Source organism: Providencia manganoxydans (genome assembly GCF_016618195.1).
Classification (GTDB): Bacteria; Pseudomonadota; Gammaproteobacteria; order Enterobacterales; family Enterobacteriaceae; genus Providencia; species Providencia manganoxydans.
On record NZ_CP067099.1, the window covers coordinates 815,487 to 831,375 of the forward strand.

Sequence of the window (15,889 nt, forward strand, 5' to 3'; positions counted from 1 at the left end):
CTGCAACTCGAATTATTTCATGTTATGTAGGTGATTTGCTAAAGAGTATGTTATGATTTTGTACTAGTTAAATAGTATGGTTGGATAACATGACAGCAAATCACCTTAATGACCCGGCACTCACCACCAATGAGAACGATGACTGGCAACGCTTCGTTAAGTTACTTCAGCTTGCATTTGAGCAAGATTTACAGCATCCGATATTACAATTATTACTGACACCCGATGAGCGCACAGCTCTGGCGACTCGAGTACGTATCGTTCAAGAATTGATGCGCGGTGAGATGAGCCAAAGGGAGCTGAAAAATGAGTTAGGGGTAGGTATTGCAACCATAACTCGCGGTTCCAATAGTTTAAAATCAGCGCCACAAGATGTTAAAGCTTGGTTGGAAGAACAATTACTTAAAAAGTGAAGTGTGATACAGCCATAAATAATACTAAAGGTATCTGGGCGATAAATAAGTCTCTACTCGTCATACTTCAAGTTGCAGCGTTGTTGACTACGTTCACTCACGTCAGTCACATCGTTTTCTATGCGCCTAGCGATTCGTTCATTTGGTCGCCTAGCTGCACCTCGAGTTATTTAGAGTATAAATAGTGTAAATTGTGTCATTGATGCAAACAATAAGGGGCAAAGACTGCCCCTTTTGTTATTTTTTCGTTATACTCGGCGTGTGTATCGTGTTGCAGTATTTAATTGATAATACGCCTCACGATGCTGAATTAATCTTCTATCTGGTTTAGCTCTTTATAAATTTCATGCTTAATGGGAACCAGTGCCAGTATCAGTGCTTGTTGGTAAACACTTGTGCGTGTAAGTACCCCGTTAGTGAAAAAACCAATAGCGCCGCCTTGTTGTTTGATATTATCAATACCGGTTAAATCCGCCATCTCATCGCCAAGCTCACGTCCTTCACGGATACCTGCGAGAACTTTTTCAGGGATCATAATACTCGCTGAACGTGACTCTCCACGGATTTGTTTATGTTCAATCACAATCCATGCAAAAGTCATGTCTTCATCGATGCCGGCTTCGATACCGACCCAGAAATCGGCTTCTGGACGTACTTGTCTTGATGCCATGACGCGTTGTCTTGCACCTGTACGGGTTTCATTATTACCGATTGGTTGCTGTGGAACGCTGCTATCAACGTTAATATCTTCGATTTGATAACTGCCTGGCCCAAAAACAGCATCGAAAGCAAGATGAATTGCTTTAATTTTGGCAGGATTAGTCGTTGCAGCTATAACTTGGTACATTAATTATTTTCCTTTGAACACATACTTTACAAAGTAATAACGGAACACATCTATGTTACAGGTTTATCTTGTTCGCCACGGCGAAACCGAATGGAACGTGGCTCGTCGTATACAAGGGCAATCTGACAGCCCACTTACTGCTACCGGTCGTTTGCAAGCTAGGCAGGTGGCCGAAAGAATAAAGTTAGAAGGCATTACCCATATTATCACTAGTGATATGGGACGCACACGTGAAACTGCACAAATCATCGCTGATGTTTGCGGGTGTGAAATTATCACAGAACCGCGTCTTCGTGAACTAAATATGGGCGTTCTTGAACAACGTGAAATCGAAACCTTAACAGAACAAGAAGAACAATGGCGTAAAAGCCTTATCGATGGCACCCAAGGTGGGCGGATCCCGAATGGCGAATCGATGGAGGAGTTATACCTACGTATGTTTGCTGCATTAAATAGCTGCTTAGAGCTTCCAGAAGGAAGCCGACCATTGTTGGTCAGTCACGGGATCGCATTAAGTACATTACTAAGTCGTATTTTAGGCGTGCCTGCCTACTCAGAGCGCCGCTTACGTTTACGTAACTGCTCGATTTCACGTGTTGATTATCAAAATAGTCCTTGGCTAGCTAATGGCTGGATAGTTGAAAGCACCGGTGAAGTGACCCACTTAACTCAACCTGCTTTGGATGAACAGCAAGCGTAGCTTAATTTGGAGTTTCAGATTATTGAAACTCCAAATCATCACCGTCTAATTGGAATATAGTAATCAAAAGCGGCAATATGTGATTTTGGGTCATCATTCTTATAATTAATATCGCTTACTTTGATATCTTTAAGTTTATAATGCTCAATATCGTAGCCTGGCCTGCGAGTCAGGTTAAGCTTAGGCAGATACACCCCATATATTTGATAAAGAAACTCTTGCATTGCACCACTTGTCGGTTCACCGCTAAAGCTAAACTTCACATACTCCCCAGCAGGGATGGTTAAATGGCTATATTCGGCGTTGTTAAAGCTAGCATCTTCAGGCTTAACCGCAGTTGTATAAAATACCGTTTGTTCATCTTCTTTTTCAGTGTTATGGATAGCATGATGCAAGCCAAATACTTCAGAAGCGATACTTGTTGTATGGTCTAGATAATAATGCCAGAACGTTCGGCGCATCTGTGAACAAGCACTTGACCACTCTTCTAGAGCATAAGAACAGCTTTGCTCTAAGCCGATTAATGGCTGCTCCTGCATTTGAACAAACTCATGATCTAAATGGCGATGGTCATCCAAAATAATTGGCGGGCAAATACCCGTAGCACACCATTCGTCAGTACGGCGATAATAAGCAGGTGTTAAGCTAAATTGCTTCTTAAATGCACGAGTAAACGTTTGTTGTGAATCAAAGCGATACTGTAGTGCAATATCAAGAATTGGGCGACTGGTAAGGCGTAGAGCAACAGCTGCACGAGAAAGTCGACGAGCGCGAATATAAGCGCCTATCGCTTGGTCAGTCACGTCTTTAAACATCCGTTGTAAATGCCACTTGGAGTAACCGGCTTTTGCCGCAACATTATCGAGTGATAGGGGTTTATCTAAGTTATCATCGATCCAGCGTAGGAGGTCACGAATAATATTTGTTTGATCCATGTATATCCCCAGTCGAGAAGACTTTAAAAACAGATATAGGTTATCAAGGAACGCCTATTCTATATCAAGTTACCTTTTTCGTTTATAGTAAAAGAGTTATATTTACCATTTAGTTATATATTCAAAAGAATTTGAGTTGTGGGTAGGCCGCTATTTCAGTGCCGCCAGCCCCTTGCAACTTGAAGTATGATGAGTATCAAGATGCTGCCAACGTAAGCGAAGCCGCATCTTCTGGTTGAAAAGGAAACCTGTATGCGTTTTGGCAAGTTAAAAAAAGTATTTTTGGCATCACTAGTATCGGCATTACCTTTTGCGACATTTGCGGAGGAGATTGGCTCAGTTGATACAGTATTTAAAGTTTTTGGGCCAGATCATAAAATCGTTGTTGAGGCATTTGATGATCCTGATGTAAATAATGTGACTTGCTACTTAAGCCGTTCAAAAACCGGGGGGATCAAAGGTGGCTTAGGTCTTGCAGAAGACACGTCCGATGCCGCTATTTCATGCCAACAAGTTGGTCCTATCGAGCTCAATGATCGTATAAAACGTTCACCTAAAAAACCACATGTGGTATTCCAAAAACGTACTTCATTGGTATTTAAAAAGCTACAAGTGGTGCGCTTTTATGATCCTAAACGTAATACGCTAGTTTATCTCACTTACTCAGATAAAATGATTGATGGCTCACCGAAGAATGCAATCAGTGCCGTGCCTATCATGCCATGGTAATCATACATACTTGTCATACTTCAAGGTGTAGCGCTATTCGTTAGGGTATAAGTGTGTCGTTCATGTATTACTTAGCTGCACCTCTCATTATTTAGCGTATAGATTAAATAATATAGAGTGCAGTAAAACAAAAACCGGCGGGATGGCCGGTTTTTTTATCGATAGCGAGACGAATTATTCGTCCAAATCACCACAGAAACGGTAGCCTTCACCATGGATGGTAGCAATGATTTCCGGAGTATCAGGTGTTGATTCGAAATGTTTACGAATACGGCGAATAGTCACATCCACTGTTCTGTCATGTGGTTTCAATTCGCGGCCTGTCATTTTCTTCAGTAAGTCCGCACGGGTTTGAATTTTACCTGGGTTCTCACAGAAATGTAGCATGGCACGGAACTCACTACGTGGTAATTTGTAGTGTTCACCGGCTGGGCTAACTAATGAACGGCTATTGATATCAAGCTCCCAGCCATTAAATTTATAACTTTCAACTAAGCGGCGCTCTTCTGTGCCACCTGATAAGTTCATGGTGCGAGAAAGCAAATTACGTGCACGGATCGTCAACTCACGAGGGTTAAACGGTTTAGTGATATAGTCATCAGCACCAATTTCGAGCCCGAGGATCTTATCAACCTCATTATCACGGCCTGTTAAGAACATTAAAGCGATACTTTCTTGTTCACGCAATTCACGAGCCAGCAACAGGCCATTTTTACCTGGTAAGTTAATATCCATGATGACCAAATTGATGTCATGCTCAGAAAGAACATTATGCATCTCTTCGCCGTCAGTAGCTTCGTGGACAACATAGCCTTCCGCTTCAAAGATACTTTTTAGCGTATTGCGTGTGACAATCTCATCTTCAACAATTAAAATGTGTGGGGTCTGCATATTTGCTACCTAAAGTTTTAAAATAAAATTAGTGAACACATAAGCCGCTTCCAAGATTAGGTGGTTTTGTTTTTATGTTTTTTGGAAAAACGCGTCTATGAGTTATAAATTAGTTGTCGAGTCAACGTTACTATATAATACTCGCCATACTTCAATTTGCAGTGTTGTTGGCTATGCTAACTCTCACCAGTTACATAGTTTTCTATGCTCCTAGTGACTCATTCACCTATCGCCTCGCAGTAACTTGAATTACTTAGAGCATACTATTGCCTCTGTTATTATCAGATTCAAAAATGAATCAAAATTTAGGCATTTTCCCAACGTTGGGCTGTTAACAGCAATATAACAGCTAATACTGCATTTACCACCTAAAAAAATAACTTTTGTTGATACATATCAAAATCAATTGTAGCACGTTAACAAAATTTGTTAGTAAGAAAACGTGACAAATTCTATACATGTTTAACTATCAGATCATGCCTTACGATTTGCTAAGTTGCATTCTTGTATATTTTTGAAAGCTGTATTAAAAATAAACATAGTGCTGACAAAATCTCTTAAAAAAATCATAAAAATTTTATATCGACATTTGTTAATTTTTTGGTTTTAAAAGTTACCGCTTGGTGGGTTGTTCCATTTTCTGCTCAATTTTTATTTAATATATAGAATAATTTTTGATAAGTTACCGCTAGCAGAGAACGCTTTTTTTGCAAATAAATTTGACATTTTTAGGTAATTGCTTTAACCGTATAGGGAGAAAGTAACAAATTAAGAGACAGACAGAATTTATGCGTAACATCAGCCTGACAACGATTATTATTACCACCACCGTAACCACAGGAAACGGGGCGGGCTGACGCATCCAAAAAATAAAAAATGAAAAAGCCCGCATCCAATAAGATGTGGGCTTTTTTTTGGTGTTAAATCAGGAGAGGAATACCATGCGTGTGCTTAAATTTGGCGGTACTTCGGTTGCAAATGACGAACGAGTACTCAATGTTGTTGACATCGCTGAAAGTAAATTGGCTGATGGACAAGTGGCTTTGGTGTTATCAGCACCAGCAAAAATCACGAACCATTTAGTCGCAATGATTGATAAAACGGTAGCAGGTCAGGATGTCATCACGCATGTGAATGATGCAGAAATGATTTTTGCTAACCTCCTAAAAGGATTGAAAGAAAAACAGCCGGGTTTTGAATACGACAAGTTGAAAAAACTGACTGAACAAGAATTTGCACAAATAAAACAAGTACTGCATGGTATTACTCTTCTAGGCCAATGCCCTGATAGCATCAATGCTTCAATCATTTGCCGAGGTGAAAAACTCTCTATTGCAATCATGGAATCAGTGCTAAAAGCACGCGGGCACAACGTTACCGTGATTAATCCAGTTGAAAATTTACTCGCTGTTGGTCACTACCTCGAATCAACGGTCGATATTAACGAATCAACCAAGCGTATCGCTGACTTAAATATCCCGAAAGATCACTTTGTATTAATGGCGGGTTTCACCGCAGGAAATGATAAAGGTGAACTAGTGGTATTAGGCCGTAATGGTTCCGATTACTCAGCAGCCGTGCTTGCCGCTTGCTTACGCGCTGATTGTTGTGAGATCTGGACTGACGTTGATGGGGTTTATACTTGCGATCCCCGTTTGGTACCTGATGCACGCTTATTGAAGGGAATGTCTTATCAAGAAGCGATGGAACTCTCCTATTTTGGCGCAAAAGTCTTGCATCCACGCACTATCGCCCCAATTGCTCAATTCCAAATTCCTTGCTTAATTAAAAATACCACCAACCCAAGTGCACCGGGAACTCTGATTGGTGATGGTCAAACTGATGACAGTACACCAGTTAAAGGGATCACCAATCTTAATAATATGGCGATGATCAACGTCTCTGGCCCCGGTATGAAAGGAATGGTTGGCATGGCGGCACGTATTTTCTCGGTGATGTCACGCAAAGGGATTTCTGTCGTACTGATCACTCAATCATCTTCTGAATACAGTATCAGCTTCTGTGTGCCTCAAAATGAGTTAGGCCGTGCACGTCACGCATTAGAAGAAGAATTCTATTTAGAGTTGAAGGATGGTGTATTAGACCCTCTGGATGTGATGGAACAACTAGCGATCATTTCAGTCGTTGGTGATGGTATGCGTACACTTAAAGGGATTTCAGCACGTTTCTTCTCTGCATTAACCCGTGGCAATATCAATATCGTTGCGATTGCTCAGGGCTCTTCTGAGCGCTCAATTTCAGCCGTTATCGCTAATGGTTCAGCAACCACGGCAGTGCGTCTATGTCATCAAATGTTGTTTAATGCAGAGCAAGTCATCGAAGCCTTTATCATTGGTGTTGGTGGTGTCGGTAATGCGCTGATCGAACAAATTCGCCGTCAGCAACAATGGTTGAAGCAAAAACATATCGACCTGCGTGTTTGTGGTATTGCGAACTCAAGGGCTATGCTGACCAATATGCAAGGCATTTCACTGGATAATTGGAAACAAGAACTCGATCAAGCAACCGAACCATTTAGCCTAAGTCGCTTGATCCGTTTAGAGCGTGAGTACCATTTCCTCAATCCAGTGATTATTGATTGCACATCGAATCAAGAGATTGCTGAGCAATATGTGAATTTCTTAAAGGATGGCTTTAACGTCGTTACCCCAAACAAAAAAGCCAACACATTATCAATGGATTACTACCATCAACTGCGGTTAGCAGGGGAAGCTTCAAAGCGTAAATTCCTTTACGATACTAACGTTGGCGCAGGTTTGCCTGTTATCGAAAACCTTCAGAATTTACTTAATGCAGGTGATGAACTGGTTCACTTTAGCGGTATTCTTTCGGGCTCACTCTCTTTCATTTTTGGGAAGCTGGATGAGGGAATGTCATTGTCTGAAGCGACAACATTAGCAAAAGAAAAAGGATTCACTGAACCTGACCCACGTGATGATTTATCGGGTATGGACGTTGCTCGTAAACTCTTGATCCTTGCACGCGAAGCGGGCTACCAACTAGAGCTAAGTGATATTGAAATCGAAGCGGTACTCCCTGTTGAATTTGATAGCTCTGGTGATGTTGCAACCTTCATGTCACGTTTACCGCAACTTGACCAACAATTTGCTGATCGTATAAAAGCCGCAGAAGCAGAAGAAAAAGTGTTACGCTATGTTGGATTAATTGAAGAAGGGCGCTGCCAAGTGAAAATTGTTGCCGTTGATGGTAATGATCCACTCTTCAAAGTAAAAAATGGCGAAAACGCATTGGCTTTCTATACACGCTATTACCAACCAATTCCTTTAGTTCTCAGAGGGTATGGTGCCGGTAATGATGTTACTGCTGCCGGCGTATTTGCAGACATGTTACGTACCCTATCATGGAAATTGGGAGTCTGATAAGTGATTAAAGTTTATGCGCCCGCTTCAATTGGTAATGTCAGTGTCGGGTTTGATGTATTAGGTGCGGCGGTATCGCCAGCAGATGGAAGTTTACTCGGTGATTGCGTCACTGTTGAGGCGGCTGAACGTTTTTCTTTACACAATAAAGGGCGCTTTGTTTCTAAGTTGCCCAAGAAAAATGAACACAATATTGTTTATCAATGTTGGGAGCTATTTTGTGAGCGGTTAGGCAAACCTTTAAATGTTGCGATGACGCTCGAAAAAAATATGCCAATTGGTTCCGGTTTAGGGTCAAGTGCTTGTTCTGTCGTCGCTGCATTAATGGCATTGAATGAATTTGCAGGCCAACCTTTTGATGAAACCACCCTACTAAGTATGATGGGAGAGCTTGAAGGCCGTATTTCAGGTAGCGTGCATTATGATAATGTTGCCCCTTGTTATTTGGGTGGTTTACAGCTGATCATTGAGCAAAATGGTATTATTTCTCAGTCAGTTCCTGCATTTGATAATTGGTATTGGGTCATGGCTTACCCTGGAATTAAAGTTTCTACCGCAGAAGCCCGAGCCATTTTACCTGATAGCTACCCACGCCGTGATATTGTTAACCATGGGCGTTATTTATCAGGTTTTATCCATGCTTGCCATACTGGTCAGCCTCAACTGGCTGCGACCATGATCCAAGACGTGGTTGCGGAACCTTACCGCACACAACTGCTTCCAGGGTTTGCAGCAGCGCGTAAAAATGCTTATGAAATTGGTGCGCTTGCATGTGGCATCTCCGGATCTGGCCCAACACTGTTTGCGATTTGCGATGATCGACAAATTGCAGAGAAGATGGCTGATTATTTACAACAACATTATATTCAGAACGATGAAGGCTTTGTGCATATTTGCCGTTTGGATCTCAAAGGTGCAAGGACAATAGGGTAAACAATGAAACTGTATAACTTGAAAGATAATAGCGAGCAAGTTAGCTTCGCACAGGCAGTCAAACAAGGTCTTGGTAAGCAACAAGGTTTATTTTTCCCGCAAGAGTTACCTGAGTTCAGCGCTGCTGAGATTGACGAGCTACTGAAACTCGATTTTGTGACTCGTAGCAGCCGCATATTGACGGCATTTATTGGTGATGAGATCCCAGAAGCGGAGCTTGCGGCACGGGTTAAAGAGGCATTTGCTTTCCCTGCACCTGTTACACAAGTTGAACAAGACGTCGCGACGTTAGAGCTGTACCACGGTCCAACACTGGCTTTTAAAGACTTTGGTGGCCGTTTTATGGCTCAAGCTTTAGGGCAGGTTGCAGGCAATCAGCCGGTGACTATTTTGACAGCGACATCGGGTGATACAGGTGCTGCGGTTGCACATGCTTTTTATCGTTTGAATAATGTTCAAGTGGTTATTTTATATCCAGAGGGCAAGATTAGCCCGCTGCAAGAAAAACTATTTTGTACTTTGGGTGAAAATATTCACACCGTTGCTATCAAAGATGATTTTGACGCTTGCCAAGCATTAGTTAAACAATCTTTTGATGATGAAGAGCTGAAAAAAGCACTACATTTAAATTCGGCTAACTCAATTAACATCAGCCGCTTATTGGCTCAAATTTGTTACTATTTTGAAGCAGTCGCTCAGATCCCAGCCGATAAACGCCAACAATTAGTCATTTCAGTTCCAAGTGGTAACTTTGGTGATTTAACCGCAGGGTTGTTAGCGAAATCAATGGGACTGCCAATCAAACGCTTTATTGCGGCAACGAATGTGAATGACACCGTGCCTCGTTATCTTGAACAAGGTGAATGGCAACCTCATCAAACAGTAGCAACACTGTCAAATGCGATGGATGTGAGCCAACCGAATAACTGGCCTCGCATTGAAGAATTATTCCGTCGTAAGGGATGGTCGCTAAAAGATCTTGGCCATGGTGTCGTAACAGACGAAGTAACGAAAGAAACCGTTCGTGAGCTAGATAAAAAAGGCTATATTTCTGAACCTCATGCTGCTGTTGCTTATCGCGTTTTGCGTGATCAGCTACAAGAGGGAGAATATGGTTTATTTTTAGGAACGGCGCATCCAGCCAAGTTTAAAGAAAGTGTAGAGGAAATTTTAAATAAACAATTACCTTTACCGCAGGCTTTAGCAGAGCGTGCAGATTTACCTTTGTTATCGCATTTCTTGCCTTCAGACTTTATGCAATTAAGAGCGTTTTTAATGGAGCGAGCACCTAAATAAACGTTTATTTAGGAAAACGGAAGCGAACTGCTTCCGTTTCAGATTGTTGACAAACAGGGTTGTTTGACAATAGCGATATAAAGGTTATTTGAAATAAACTTAGAAAATCATTTATTGATTTTCGAATGCTAATACAAAGCGGGAAAAACCACATTTGTGTCCCGTTTTGTCAGCAACCTTCAACGAAAGTGTATGACGCCCACTGTCATGTATCATAGTCATTAAAGTAAATTATGTTAAACATATTATACTCGGCATACTGCAATCCTAGTGCTGCTAGCTGCGTTCACTTACACTCATTACCGCATTTTCTCTGTTCGCCAGCACGTTGAATTATTTAGAGTAAATAACGATATCACCACCAAAAAGTAAAATATCTTACTTATTGGTCAATTTATGGATTTTCATGAACCCTTACCATCTGAACCGTTTCTTCCTCCATTAGGCCCACCAAAGCCACCTCGACCACCTTCACCCCCTCCAGAGCCAGCATCGCCGCCATTGCCACCATTACCGCTTCCCGAGCCATTTCCACCGTTCCCTCCGTGTCCTCCATGTCCACCATTTCCACCGTTCCCTCCATTTCCATTTCCAGTTCCATTTCCGCCATTACCGCCGTTCCCTCGTCCATCACCATTTCCTCCGTTTCCTCCGTCTCCCCCATTTATACCGCCACTTCCGCCATTTCCTCCATTGCCATTACTACCTGATTGAGCATTGCCGCCATCTCCTCCGTGGCCATCTCCAGATCCATTCCCGCCATTTCCTCCGTTGGTACCATTGCCTCCACTACCTCCACTGCCTCCATTATCATTATCATGAAGATGGAATACGTTATTTACGCTTGAGATGGCGTGTGGAATGGATGAAGTTAATGGGTGATAGATATAATTTGATGAATAACATTGTATTGAGAAAGGGAATAAAAATAGAACACCTATTGTTGTCAGCAATTTTTGTCGCATAATTATCTCCAACCCCCTTCTTCATTGAAGGGGGATTAACCAAATAGTTAAGTTACTTAGAGCTTAGTAACCATTCCCACCATTCCCGCCATTACCTCCGTTGCCACCATTCCCTCCATTTCCACCATTACCTCCATTGCCGCCATGACCACCATCGCCTCCGTCCCCTAAATACTTAATGGTTGTAGATATTGGTTCTACTGACAGTGGAGCTGTTGAAGCAAAAGCAATAGTTGGAATAAACAGTGCAGCAATAAAGATAGATTTTATTTTCATATAAATTTCTCTTGGTTAATTGATTAAATAAACTGCACTATTAGTTTAGTTTTTCTGGATTATTGATCAATGAAATTAAATCGTCAAATTTACATGCCTTTATAACAAATTTTATTTTAATTTATTTTTTGATAAAAAAATCATAGAAATAAATTTTGTTTTGATTTTTGTTCTTTAAATTAATTTCATATTTTATTTGATTGGCAATTTAATTATGAAAAATAATTAGAAAGGATAATTTAAGTAGGGTGACTGTTTTTCAGTGAAGTAATGGAAAGGAAACCGCCTCTTATAATGAGAATGTAAGAGGCAGGATATTAAAGATATTCAATAAAGAGTCGTATTTTTAGGTAAATATTAGTCTTCAAGTATTAATTCAATTGCTTTTAGCTCTTCTTGTGTGAATTGACGGTTCTCAATAATACCTAAAGCATCATCAATTTGACTGACACGACTAGCGCCAATTAGCACTGATGTGACTCTATCATGACGTAAGATCCAGGCGAGTGACATTTGGCTGAGTTTTTGTCCTCGGCTAAGAGCCAGTTCATTAAGTTTTTTTACTTTACCAATGACTGCTGAAGTGAGCCTTTCCGGTGGGAGAGAAGGGTTACCAGCGGCTCTAGAATCGGCTGGAATACCGTTTAAATAACGATCGGTCAGTATGCCTCCCGCTAAAGGAGAATAGGCAATTGAGCCGACACCTTCATCTTCTAAAACATCAAATAATCCTTCTTCAGGATCTCGCACGAGCATCGAATAGCGAGGTTGATGAATAAGGCAGGGAGTGCCAAGTTGGTTAAGAATTTCTATTGCTTCTTTAGCAAGTTCAGCTGGATAGTTTGAGATCCCGACATATAAGGCTTTGCCTTGGCGAACAATAAGATCAAGCGCTCCCATTGTTTCTTCAAGTGGTGTGTCAGGATCGGGGCGATGATGATAAAAAATATCAACATAATCTAAGCCCATTCTTTTTAAACTTTGATTTAGGCTTGCGATGAGATATTTTTTGCTTCCCCAGTCACCGTAAGGGCCATCCCACATAGTAAAGCCTGCTTTAGATGAAATTATCATTTCATCTCGATAGGGTAAAAAATCTTGTTGCAGAATACGGCCAAATTGGCTTTCCGCAGCTCCGGGTGGAGGGCCATAATTATTGGCGAGATCAAAATGGGTTATTCCATGATCGAAAGCATACCTTAGCATGGCTCGACAGTTATCTTGTGGTTTATTGTCACCAAAATTGTGCCAAAGACCTAAAGAGATAAGAGGGAGCCTTAATCCACTACGACCACAAAGGCGATATTCCATATCTGTATAACGATGAGCATTGGCAATATAAGGCATACTTCACCTCCAAATTGTTGGCAGAAAGACCTAGATTATATTGTCATAACCGGAGAGTGCACTCTGAGGAATCAATGCTAATTGATGACACAATACGCTATTTTTAGCAAATTTGTGATATGGGATAAAAAATAGGGGGGTGACAGTGATTAGCCCATCACCCTGCCCATCACCCTAAAGATGATTAGTGTTGTTCAGGACGGGTAAAAATCAGCTCATTACCTTGAGATTGACTCTCATCAAACTGATATCCTTCAAGATTAAAATCTGCTAATTGATCCGTTTTCGTGAGTTTATTTTGAATAATAAACCGGCTCATTAAGCCACGAGCTTTTTTAGCATAAAAGCTAATCACTTTATATTTACCATTTTTCTCATCAAGGAAAACAGGCTTTATCATCACTGCATCTAATTTTTTGAGATTAACGGATTTGAAATATTCGTCAGAAGCGAGGTTAACTAAAATTTGGTCGCCTTGAGCTGCAATCGCTTGGTTTAAATGGTCAGTAATGATGTTACCCCAAAACTCATATAAATCTTTGCCACGAGGGTTTTTCAAACGTGTTCCCATTTCAAGACGATAAGGTTGCATTAAATCGAGAGGGCGTAATAGCCCATATAAGCCAGATAAGATACGTAAGTGTTGTTGAGCAAATGCAAAGTCTTGTTCGCTGAAGGTTTCTGCTTGCATACCTGTGTATACATCACCTTTAAAAGCAAGAATAGCTTGGCGAGCATTTTCAGGGGTAAAATCTGCATGCCATTCACCAAAACGCGCGGCATTAAGGCCTGCTAGCTTATCGCTAATTTTCATTAGGCTAGAAATATCAGCAGGGGAAAGCTCACGGCAAACATCGATAAGTTGCTGTGATTCACCCAGTAGTTCAGGTTGAGTGAAAGTTTGCGTGGCAAGAGGGCTTTCATAATCTAATGTTTTAGCAGGTGAAATAGTGATGAGCATGACATGATCCCTATAATAAAGTGACGACCACCACTGTACCAAAAAATATGCATAAATGGCTAATCGATGAGATAAGTAAAAACAATTTTTCTATTTTGTCGTACTGTGATTATGCTTAAAAGAAGCTAAAAGGATTCAGTTTTTATTTAACGTGCGAAAACGATTGCATATCAATTAGTTGTTGCCGAATGGTTTTAGTCGCTTGCAGCAACTTAGATGCGTGATATTATCATTGTACGGTGCGGCGTTTGCCACAATTCCTTTATAACAACGAGATTAAAGAAATGACCGATAAATTAACTTCCTTACGTAGTCTAACCACCGTTGTTGCTGATACGGGTGATATTGAAGCGATGAAGCTTTATAAACCACAAGATGCGACAACTAACCCATCGTTGATCCTAAATGCAGCGCAAATTCCTGAATATCGTAAACTGATTGATGAGGCTGTTGAGTGGGCTCGTAAGCAAAGCAGTAACCGCGAACAACAGGTTATTGATGCTTGTGACAAACTGGCAGTAAACATCGGTCTGGAAATTCTTAAACTGGTTCCAGGACGTATTTCAACTGAAGTTGACGCACGTTTATCTTATGACGAAGAAGCGTGTATTGCTAAAGCACGTCGTTTGATCAAACTGTACAACGAAGCGGGTATCAGCAATGATCGCATTCTGATTAAACTGGCATCGACGTGGCAGGGGATCCGTGCGGCGGAGAAACTGGAAAAAGAAGGTATTAACTGTAACCTGACTCTGTTGTTCTCTTTTGCTCAAGCACGTGCTTGTGCCGAAGCAGGCGTATACCTGATTTCACCATTTGTTGGTCGTATTCTTGATTGGTATAAAGCTAATACAGATAAAAAAGAGTATGCACCACAAGAAGATCCAGGTGTGGTTTCAGTGACTGAAATCTATAACTACTACAAATCACATGGTTACAAAACGGTGGTTATGGGTGCAAGCTTCCGTAATGTAGGTGAAATTCTGGAATTGGCTGGTTGTGACCGCCTAACCATCTCTCCTGCACTACTGAAAGAGTTGTCTGAAGCACAAGGCGAAGTTGTTCGTAAACTCACTGATGCAGGTAAGACAAAAGAACCTGAAGCTAAGTTAACTGAATCTCAGTTCTACTGGCAGCATAATCAGGATCCTATGGCGGTTGATAAACTGGCTGAGGGCATCCGTAAGTTTGCAATTGACCAAGAAAAACTGGAAAAAATGATCGTAGAACTACTGTAAGTTCTTGTATTGTTTTCCAAGAGCCCAGCGTGGATAAAGCGCTGGGCTTTTTGTTTTTAATGGTGATCTGAAACTAAAAACATGACGTAGTCATATGCTGCGTATTGCGATCTGAGAGTCGATAAATTTAAGCTTAATGGGCAACTGGTATTACTAGGTTACTCATGGATTACAGGGGCATTATCATTATATCTGTTACGTATTGGATCCCATGAACATTTTTATAGTGCTCAGAACAAGCGGATAAAATGATTTAAAATTAATTAAATGAACAATTTTTTCATCTCGTTTATAGCCATAGCAATATACAGCACTGAAAGCTCACATCTTCCGTGATATTATAAACACTTTCTGTTGGTTACTTATTGAGGTTGGTATGGATGAATTGCGCATAGGCTTAGTTTCGGTCTCTGATCGTGCTTCTGGTGGAATTTATGAAGATAAAGGCATTCCGTCTTTAGAAGCTTGGTTGGCAAAAACGCTAACGACACCTTTTAGAATTGAAACTCGCCTGATCCCTGATGAGCAAATCATGATTGAGCAAACTCTTTGTGAACTGGTGGATGAATTCGCATGTCATTTAGTGTTAACAACGGGTGGAACGGGGCCTGCGCGTCGTGATGTTACACCGGATGCAACGCTTGCAATTGCAGATCGTGAAATGCCCGGGTTTGGTGAGCAAATGCGTCAAATCAGTCTGAAATTTGTACCGACAGCGATTCTTTCTCGTCAAGTTGGTGCGATACGTAACCAAGCATTAATTTTGAACTTACCGGGGCAACCAAAGGCGATCGCTGAGACGCTTGAAGGGTTAAAAGATGCTGAGGGAAATGTGATTGTTTCAGGTATTTTTGCCAGTGTACCTTACTGTATTCAATTACTGGATGGACCATATGTAGAAACCGACCCTACAGTTGTGAAGGCTTTTAGACCAAAATCGGCGATCCGTTCTTAACG

General features: G+C 41.1%; 17 protein-coding genes and 1 other annotated feature. Of the genes, 10 read left to right on the plus strand and 7 right to left on the minus strand.

The annotated features are described in order from the left end of the window. Positions 1-89: 89 nt before the first annotated feature. Positions 90-413, plus strand: a complete 324-nt coding sequence (gene trpR, locus JI723_RS03520) for a trp operon repressor (RefSeq protein ID WP_070926923.1) — start codon at positions 90-92, stop codon at positions 411-413. Between the two features lie 310 nt (positions 414-723). On the opposite strand, the gene yjjX is transcribed toward trpR, so the two are convergent. Continuing rightward, on the minus strand, positions 724-1,260 hold the full coding sequence (gene yjjX, locus JI723_RS03525; RefSeq protein ID WP_070926921.1) for an inosine/xanthosine triphosphatase: 537 nt from the start codon (positions 1,258-1,260) through the stop codon (positions 724-726). 52 nt (positions 1,261-1,312) lie between these two features. Between yjjX and gpmB the strand changes: the two genes are divergently transcribed. After that, positions 1,313-1,960, plus strand: coding sequence for a 2,3-diphosphoglycerate-dependent phosphoglycerate mutase GpmB (gene gpmB, locus JI723_RS03530; protein ID WP_070926919.1), 648 nt, complete (start codon positions 1,313-1,315; stop codon positions 1,958-1,960). Positions 1,961-1,998: 38 nt separating this feature from the next. Here the strand turns inward: gpmB and robA are convergent, their stop codons facing one another. Beyond that, positions 1,999-2,895 (minus strand): MDR efflux pump AcrAB transcriptional activator RobA, encoded by an 897-nt coding sequence (gene robA, locus JI723_RS03535; RefSeq protein ID WP_272580424.1) that lies wholly within the window; start codon positions 2,893-2,895, stop codon positions 1,999-2,001. 252 nt (positions 2,896-3,147) lie between these two features. Here robA and creA point away from each other — a divergent pair, with 252 nt between their 5' ends. Further along, positions 3,148-3,624, plus strand: coding sequence for a protein CreA (creA, locus tag JI723_RS03540; RefSeq protein WP_070926915.1), 477 nt, complete (start codon positions 3,148-3,150; stop codon positions 3,622-3,624). A gap of 174 nt (positions 3,625-3,798) precedes the next feature. Here creA and arcA read toward each other — a convergent pair whose 3' ends face one another. Beyond that, positions 3,799-4,515, minus strand: a complete 717-nt coding sequence (gene arcA / locus JI723_RS03545; protein WP_070926913.1) for a two-component system response regulator ArcA — start codon at positions 4,513-4,515, stop codon at positions 3,799-3,801. Positions 4,516-5,303: 788 nt separating this feature from the next. Between arcA and thrL the strand changes: the two genes are divergently transcribed. From thrL to thrC, 4 genes are all read left to right on the plus strand, one after another. Beyond that, positions 5,304-5,372 (plus strand): thr operon leader peptide, encoded by a 69-nt coding sequence (gene thrL, locus JI723_RS19870; RefSeq protein ID WP_071599685.1) that lies wholly within the window; start codon positions 5,304-5,306, stop codon positions 5,370-5,372. Next, positions 5,311-5,432 (plus strand) — a sequence feature (Thr leader region). Its footprint overlaps the gene before it by 62 nt. Before the next feature lie 24 nt (positions 5,433-5,456). Continuing rightward, complete coding sequence (thrA, locus tag JI723_RS03550; RefSeq protein WP_318707566.1) at positions 5,457-7,916, plus strand: bifunctional aspartate kinase/homoserine dehydrogenase I; 2,460 nt, start codon at positions 5,457-5,459, stop codon at positions 7,914-7,916. Between the two features lie 3 nt (positions 7,917-7,919). After that, the gene (gene thrB / locus JI723_RS03555; RefSeq protein WP_070926911.1) at positions 7,920-8,849 is read left to right on the plus strand and encodes a homoserine kinase; all 930 of its coding nucleotides are present in this window, start codon (positions 7,920-7,922) and stop codon (positions 8,847-8,849) included. 3 nt (positions 8,850-8,852) lie between these two features. Beyond that, positions 8,853-10,145: a threonine synthase gene (thrC, locus tag JI723_RS03560; protein ID WP_070926909.1), complete on the plus strand. Its 1,293-nt coding sequence runs from the start codon at positions 8,853-8,855 to the stop codon at positions 10,143-10,145. Positions 10,146-10,549: 404 nt separating this feature from the next. On the opposite strand, the gene JI723_RS03565 is transcribed toward thrC, so the two are convergent. The 4 genes from JI723_RS03565 to yaaA form a co-directional block, all read right to left on the minus strand. Then, positions 10,550-11,110 (minus strand): hypothetical protein, encoded by a 561-nt coding sequence (locus tag JI723_RS03565; RefSeq protein WP_272580422.1) that lies wholly within the window; start codon positions 11,108-11,110, stop codon positions 10,550-10,552. 63 nt (positions 11,111-11,173) lie between these two features. After that, a complete protein-coding gene (locus JI723_RS03570; protein WP_070926905.1) occupies positions 11,174-11,386 on the minus strand; it encodes a hypothetical protein in 213 nt (70 codons plus the stop codon). 357 nt (positions 11,387-11,743) lie between these two features. Continuing rightward, positions 11,744-12,733, minus strand: a complete 990-nt coding sequence (locus JI723_RS03575) for an aldo/keto reductase (protein ID WP_070926903.1) — start codon at positions 12,731-12,733, stop codon at positions 11,744-11,746. A gap of 184 nt (positions 12,734-12,917) precedes the next feature. Next, on the minus strand, positions 12,918-13,694 hold the full coding sequence (yaaA, locus tag JI723_RS03580) for a peroxide stress protein YaaA (RefSeq protein ID WP_272580421.1): 777 nt from the start codon (positions 13,692-13,694) through the stop codon (positions 12,918-12,920). Positions 13,695-13,978: 284 nt separating this feature from the next. Between yaaA and tal the strand changes: the two genes are divergently transcribed. From tal to mog, 3 genes are all read left to right on the plus strand, one after another. After that, complete coding sequence (tal, locus tag JI723_RS03585; RefSeq protein WP_140182773.1) at positions 13,979-14,932, plus strand: transaldolase; 954 nt, start codon at positions 13,979-13,981, stop codon at positions 14,930-14,932. A 144-nt stretch (positions 14,933-15,076) separates the two neighbouring features. Further along, on the plus strand, positions 15,077-15,184 hold the full coding sequence (locus JI723_RS03590; protein ID WP_337979951.1) for a type II toxin-antitoxin system RelE/ParE family toxin: 108 nt from the start codon (positions 15,077-15,079) through the stop codon (positions 15,182-15,184). Positions 15,185-15,308: 124 nt separating this feature from the next. Continuing rightward, positions 15,309-15,887: a molybdopterin adenylyltransferase gene (mog, locus tag JI723_RS03595; protein WP_070926899.1), complete on the plus strand. Its 579-nt coding sequence runs from the start codon at positions 15,309-15,311 to the stop codon at positions 15,885-15,887. Positions 15,888-15,889: the final 2 nt, after the last annotated feature.

Excerpts from the sequence above, each read along its gene's own strand:
- tal (WP_140182773.1), top strand. The coding sequence starts at position 13,979 with ATGACCGATAAATTAACTTCCTTACGTAGTCTAACCACCGTTGTTGCT.
- JI723_RS03575 (WP_070926903.1), bottom strand. The coding sequence starts at position 12,733 with ATGCCTTATATTGCCAATGCTCATCGTTATACAGATATGGAATATCGC.
- arcA (WP_070926913.1), bottom strand. The coding sequence starts at position 4,515 with ATGCAGACCCCACACATTTTAATTGTTGAAGATGAGATTGTCACACGC.
- robA (WP_272580424.1), bottom strand. The coding sequence starts at position 2,895 with ATGGATCAAACAAATATTATTCGTGACCTCCTACGCTGGATCGATGAT.
- JI723_RS03565 (WP_272580422.1), bottom strand. The coding sequence starts at position 11,110 with ATGCGACAAAAATTGCTGACAACAATAGGTGTTCTATTTTTATTCCCT.
- creA (WP_070926915.1), top strand. The coding sequence starts at position 3,148 with ATGCGTTTTGGCAAGTTAAAAAAAGTATTTTTGGCATCACTAGTATCG.
- thrA (WP_318707566.1), top strand. The coding sequence starts at position 5,457 with ATGCGTGTGCTTAAATTTGGCGGTACTTCGGTTGCAAATGACGAACGA.
- JI723_RS03570 (WP_070926905.1), bottom strand. The coding sequence starts at position 11,386 with ATGAAAATAAAATCTATCTTTATTGCTGCACTGTTTATTCCAACTATT.
- trpR (WP_070926923.1), top strand. The coding sequence starts at position 90 with ATGACAGCAAATCACCTTAATGACCCGGCACTCACCACCAATGAGAAC.
- yjjX (WP_070926921.1), bottom strand. The coding sequence starts at position 1,260 with ATGTACCAAGTTATAGCTGCAACGACTAATCCTGCCAAAATTAAAGCA.
- mog (WP_070926899.1), top strand. The coding sequence starts at position 15,309 with ATGGATGAATTGCGCATAGGCTTAGTTTCGGTCTCTGATCGTGCTTCT.
- gpmB (WP_070926919.1), top strand. The coding sequence starts at position 1,313 with ATGTTACAGGTTTATCTTGTTCGCCACGGCGAAACCGAATGGAACGTG.
- thrC (WP_070926909.1), top strand. The coding sequence starts at position 8,853 with ATGAAACTGTATAACTTGAAAGATAATAGCGAGCAAGTTAGCTTCGCA.
- yaaA (WP_272580421.1), bottom strand. The coding sequence starts at position 13,694 with ATGCTCATCACTATTTCACCTGCTAAAACATTAGATTATGAAAGCCCT.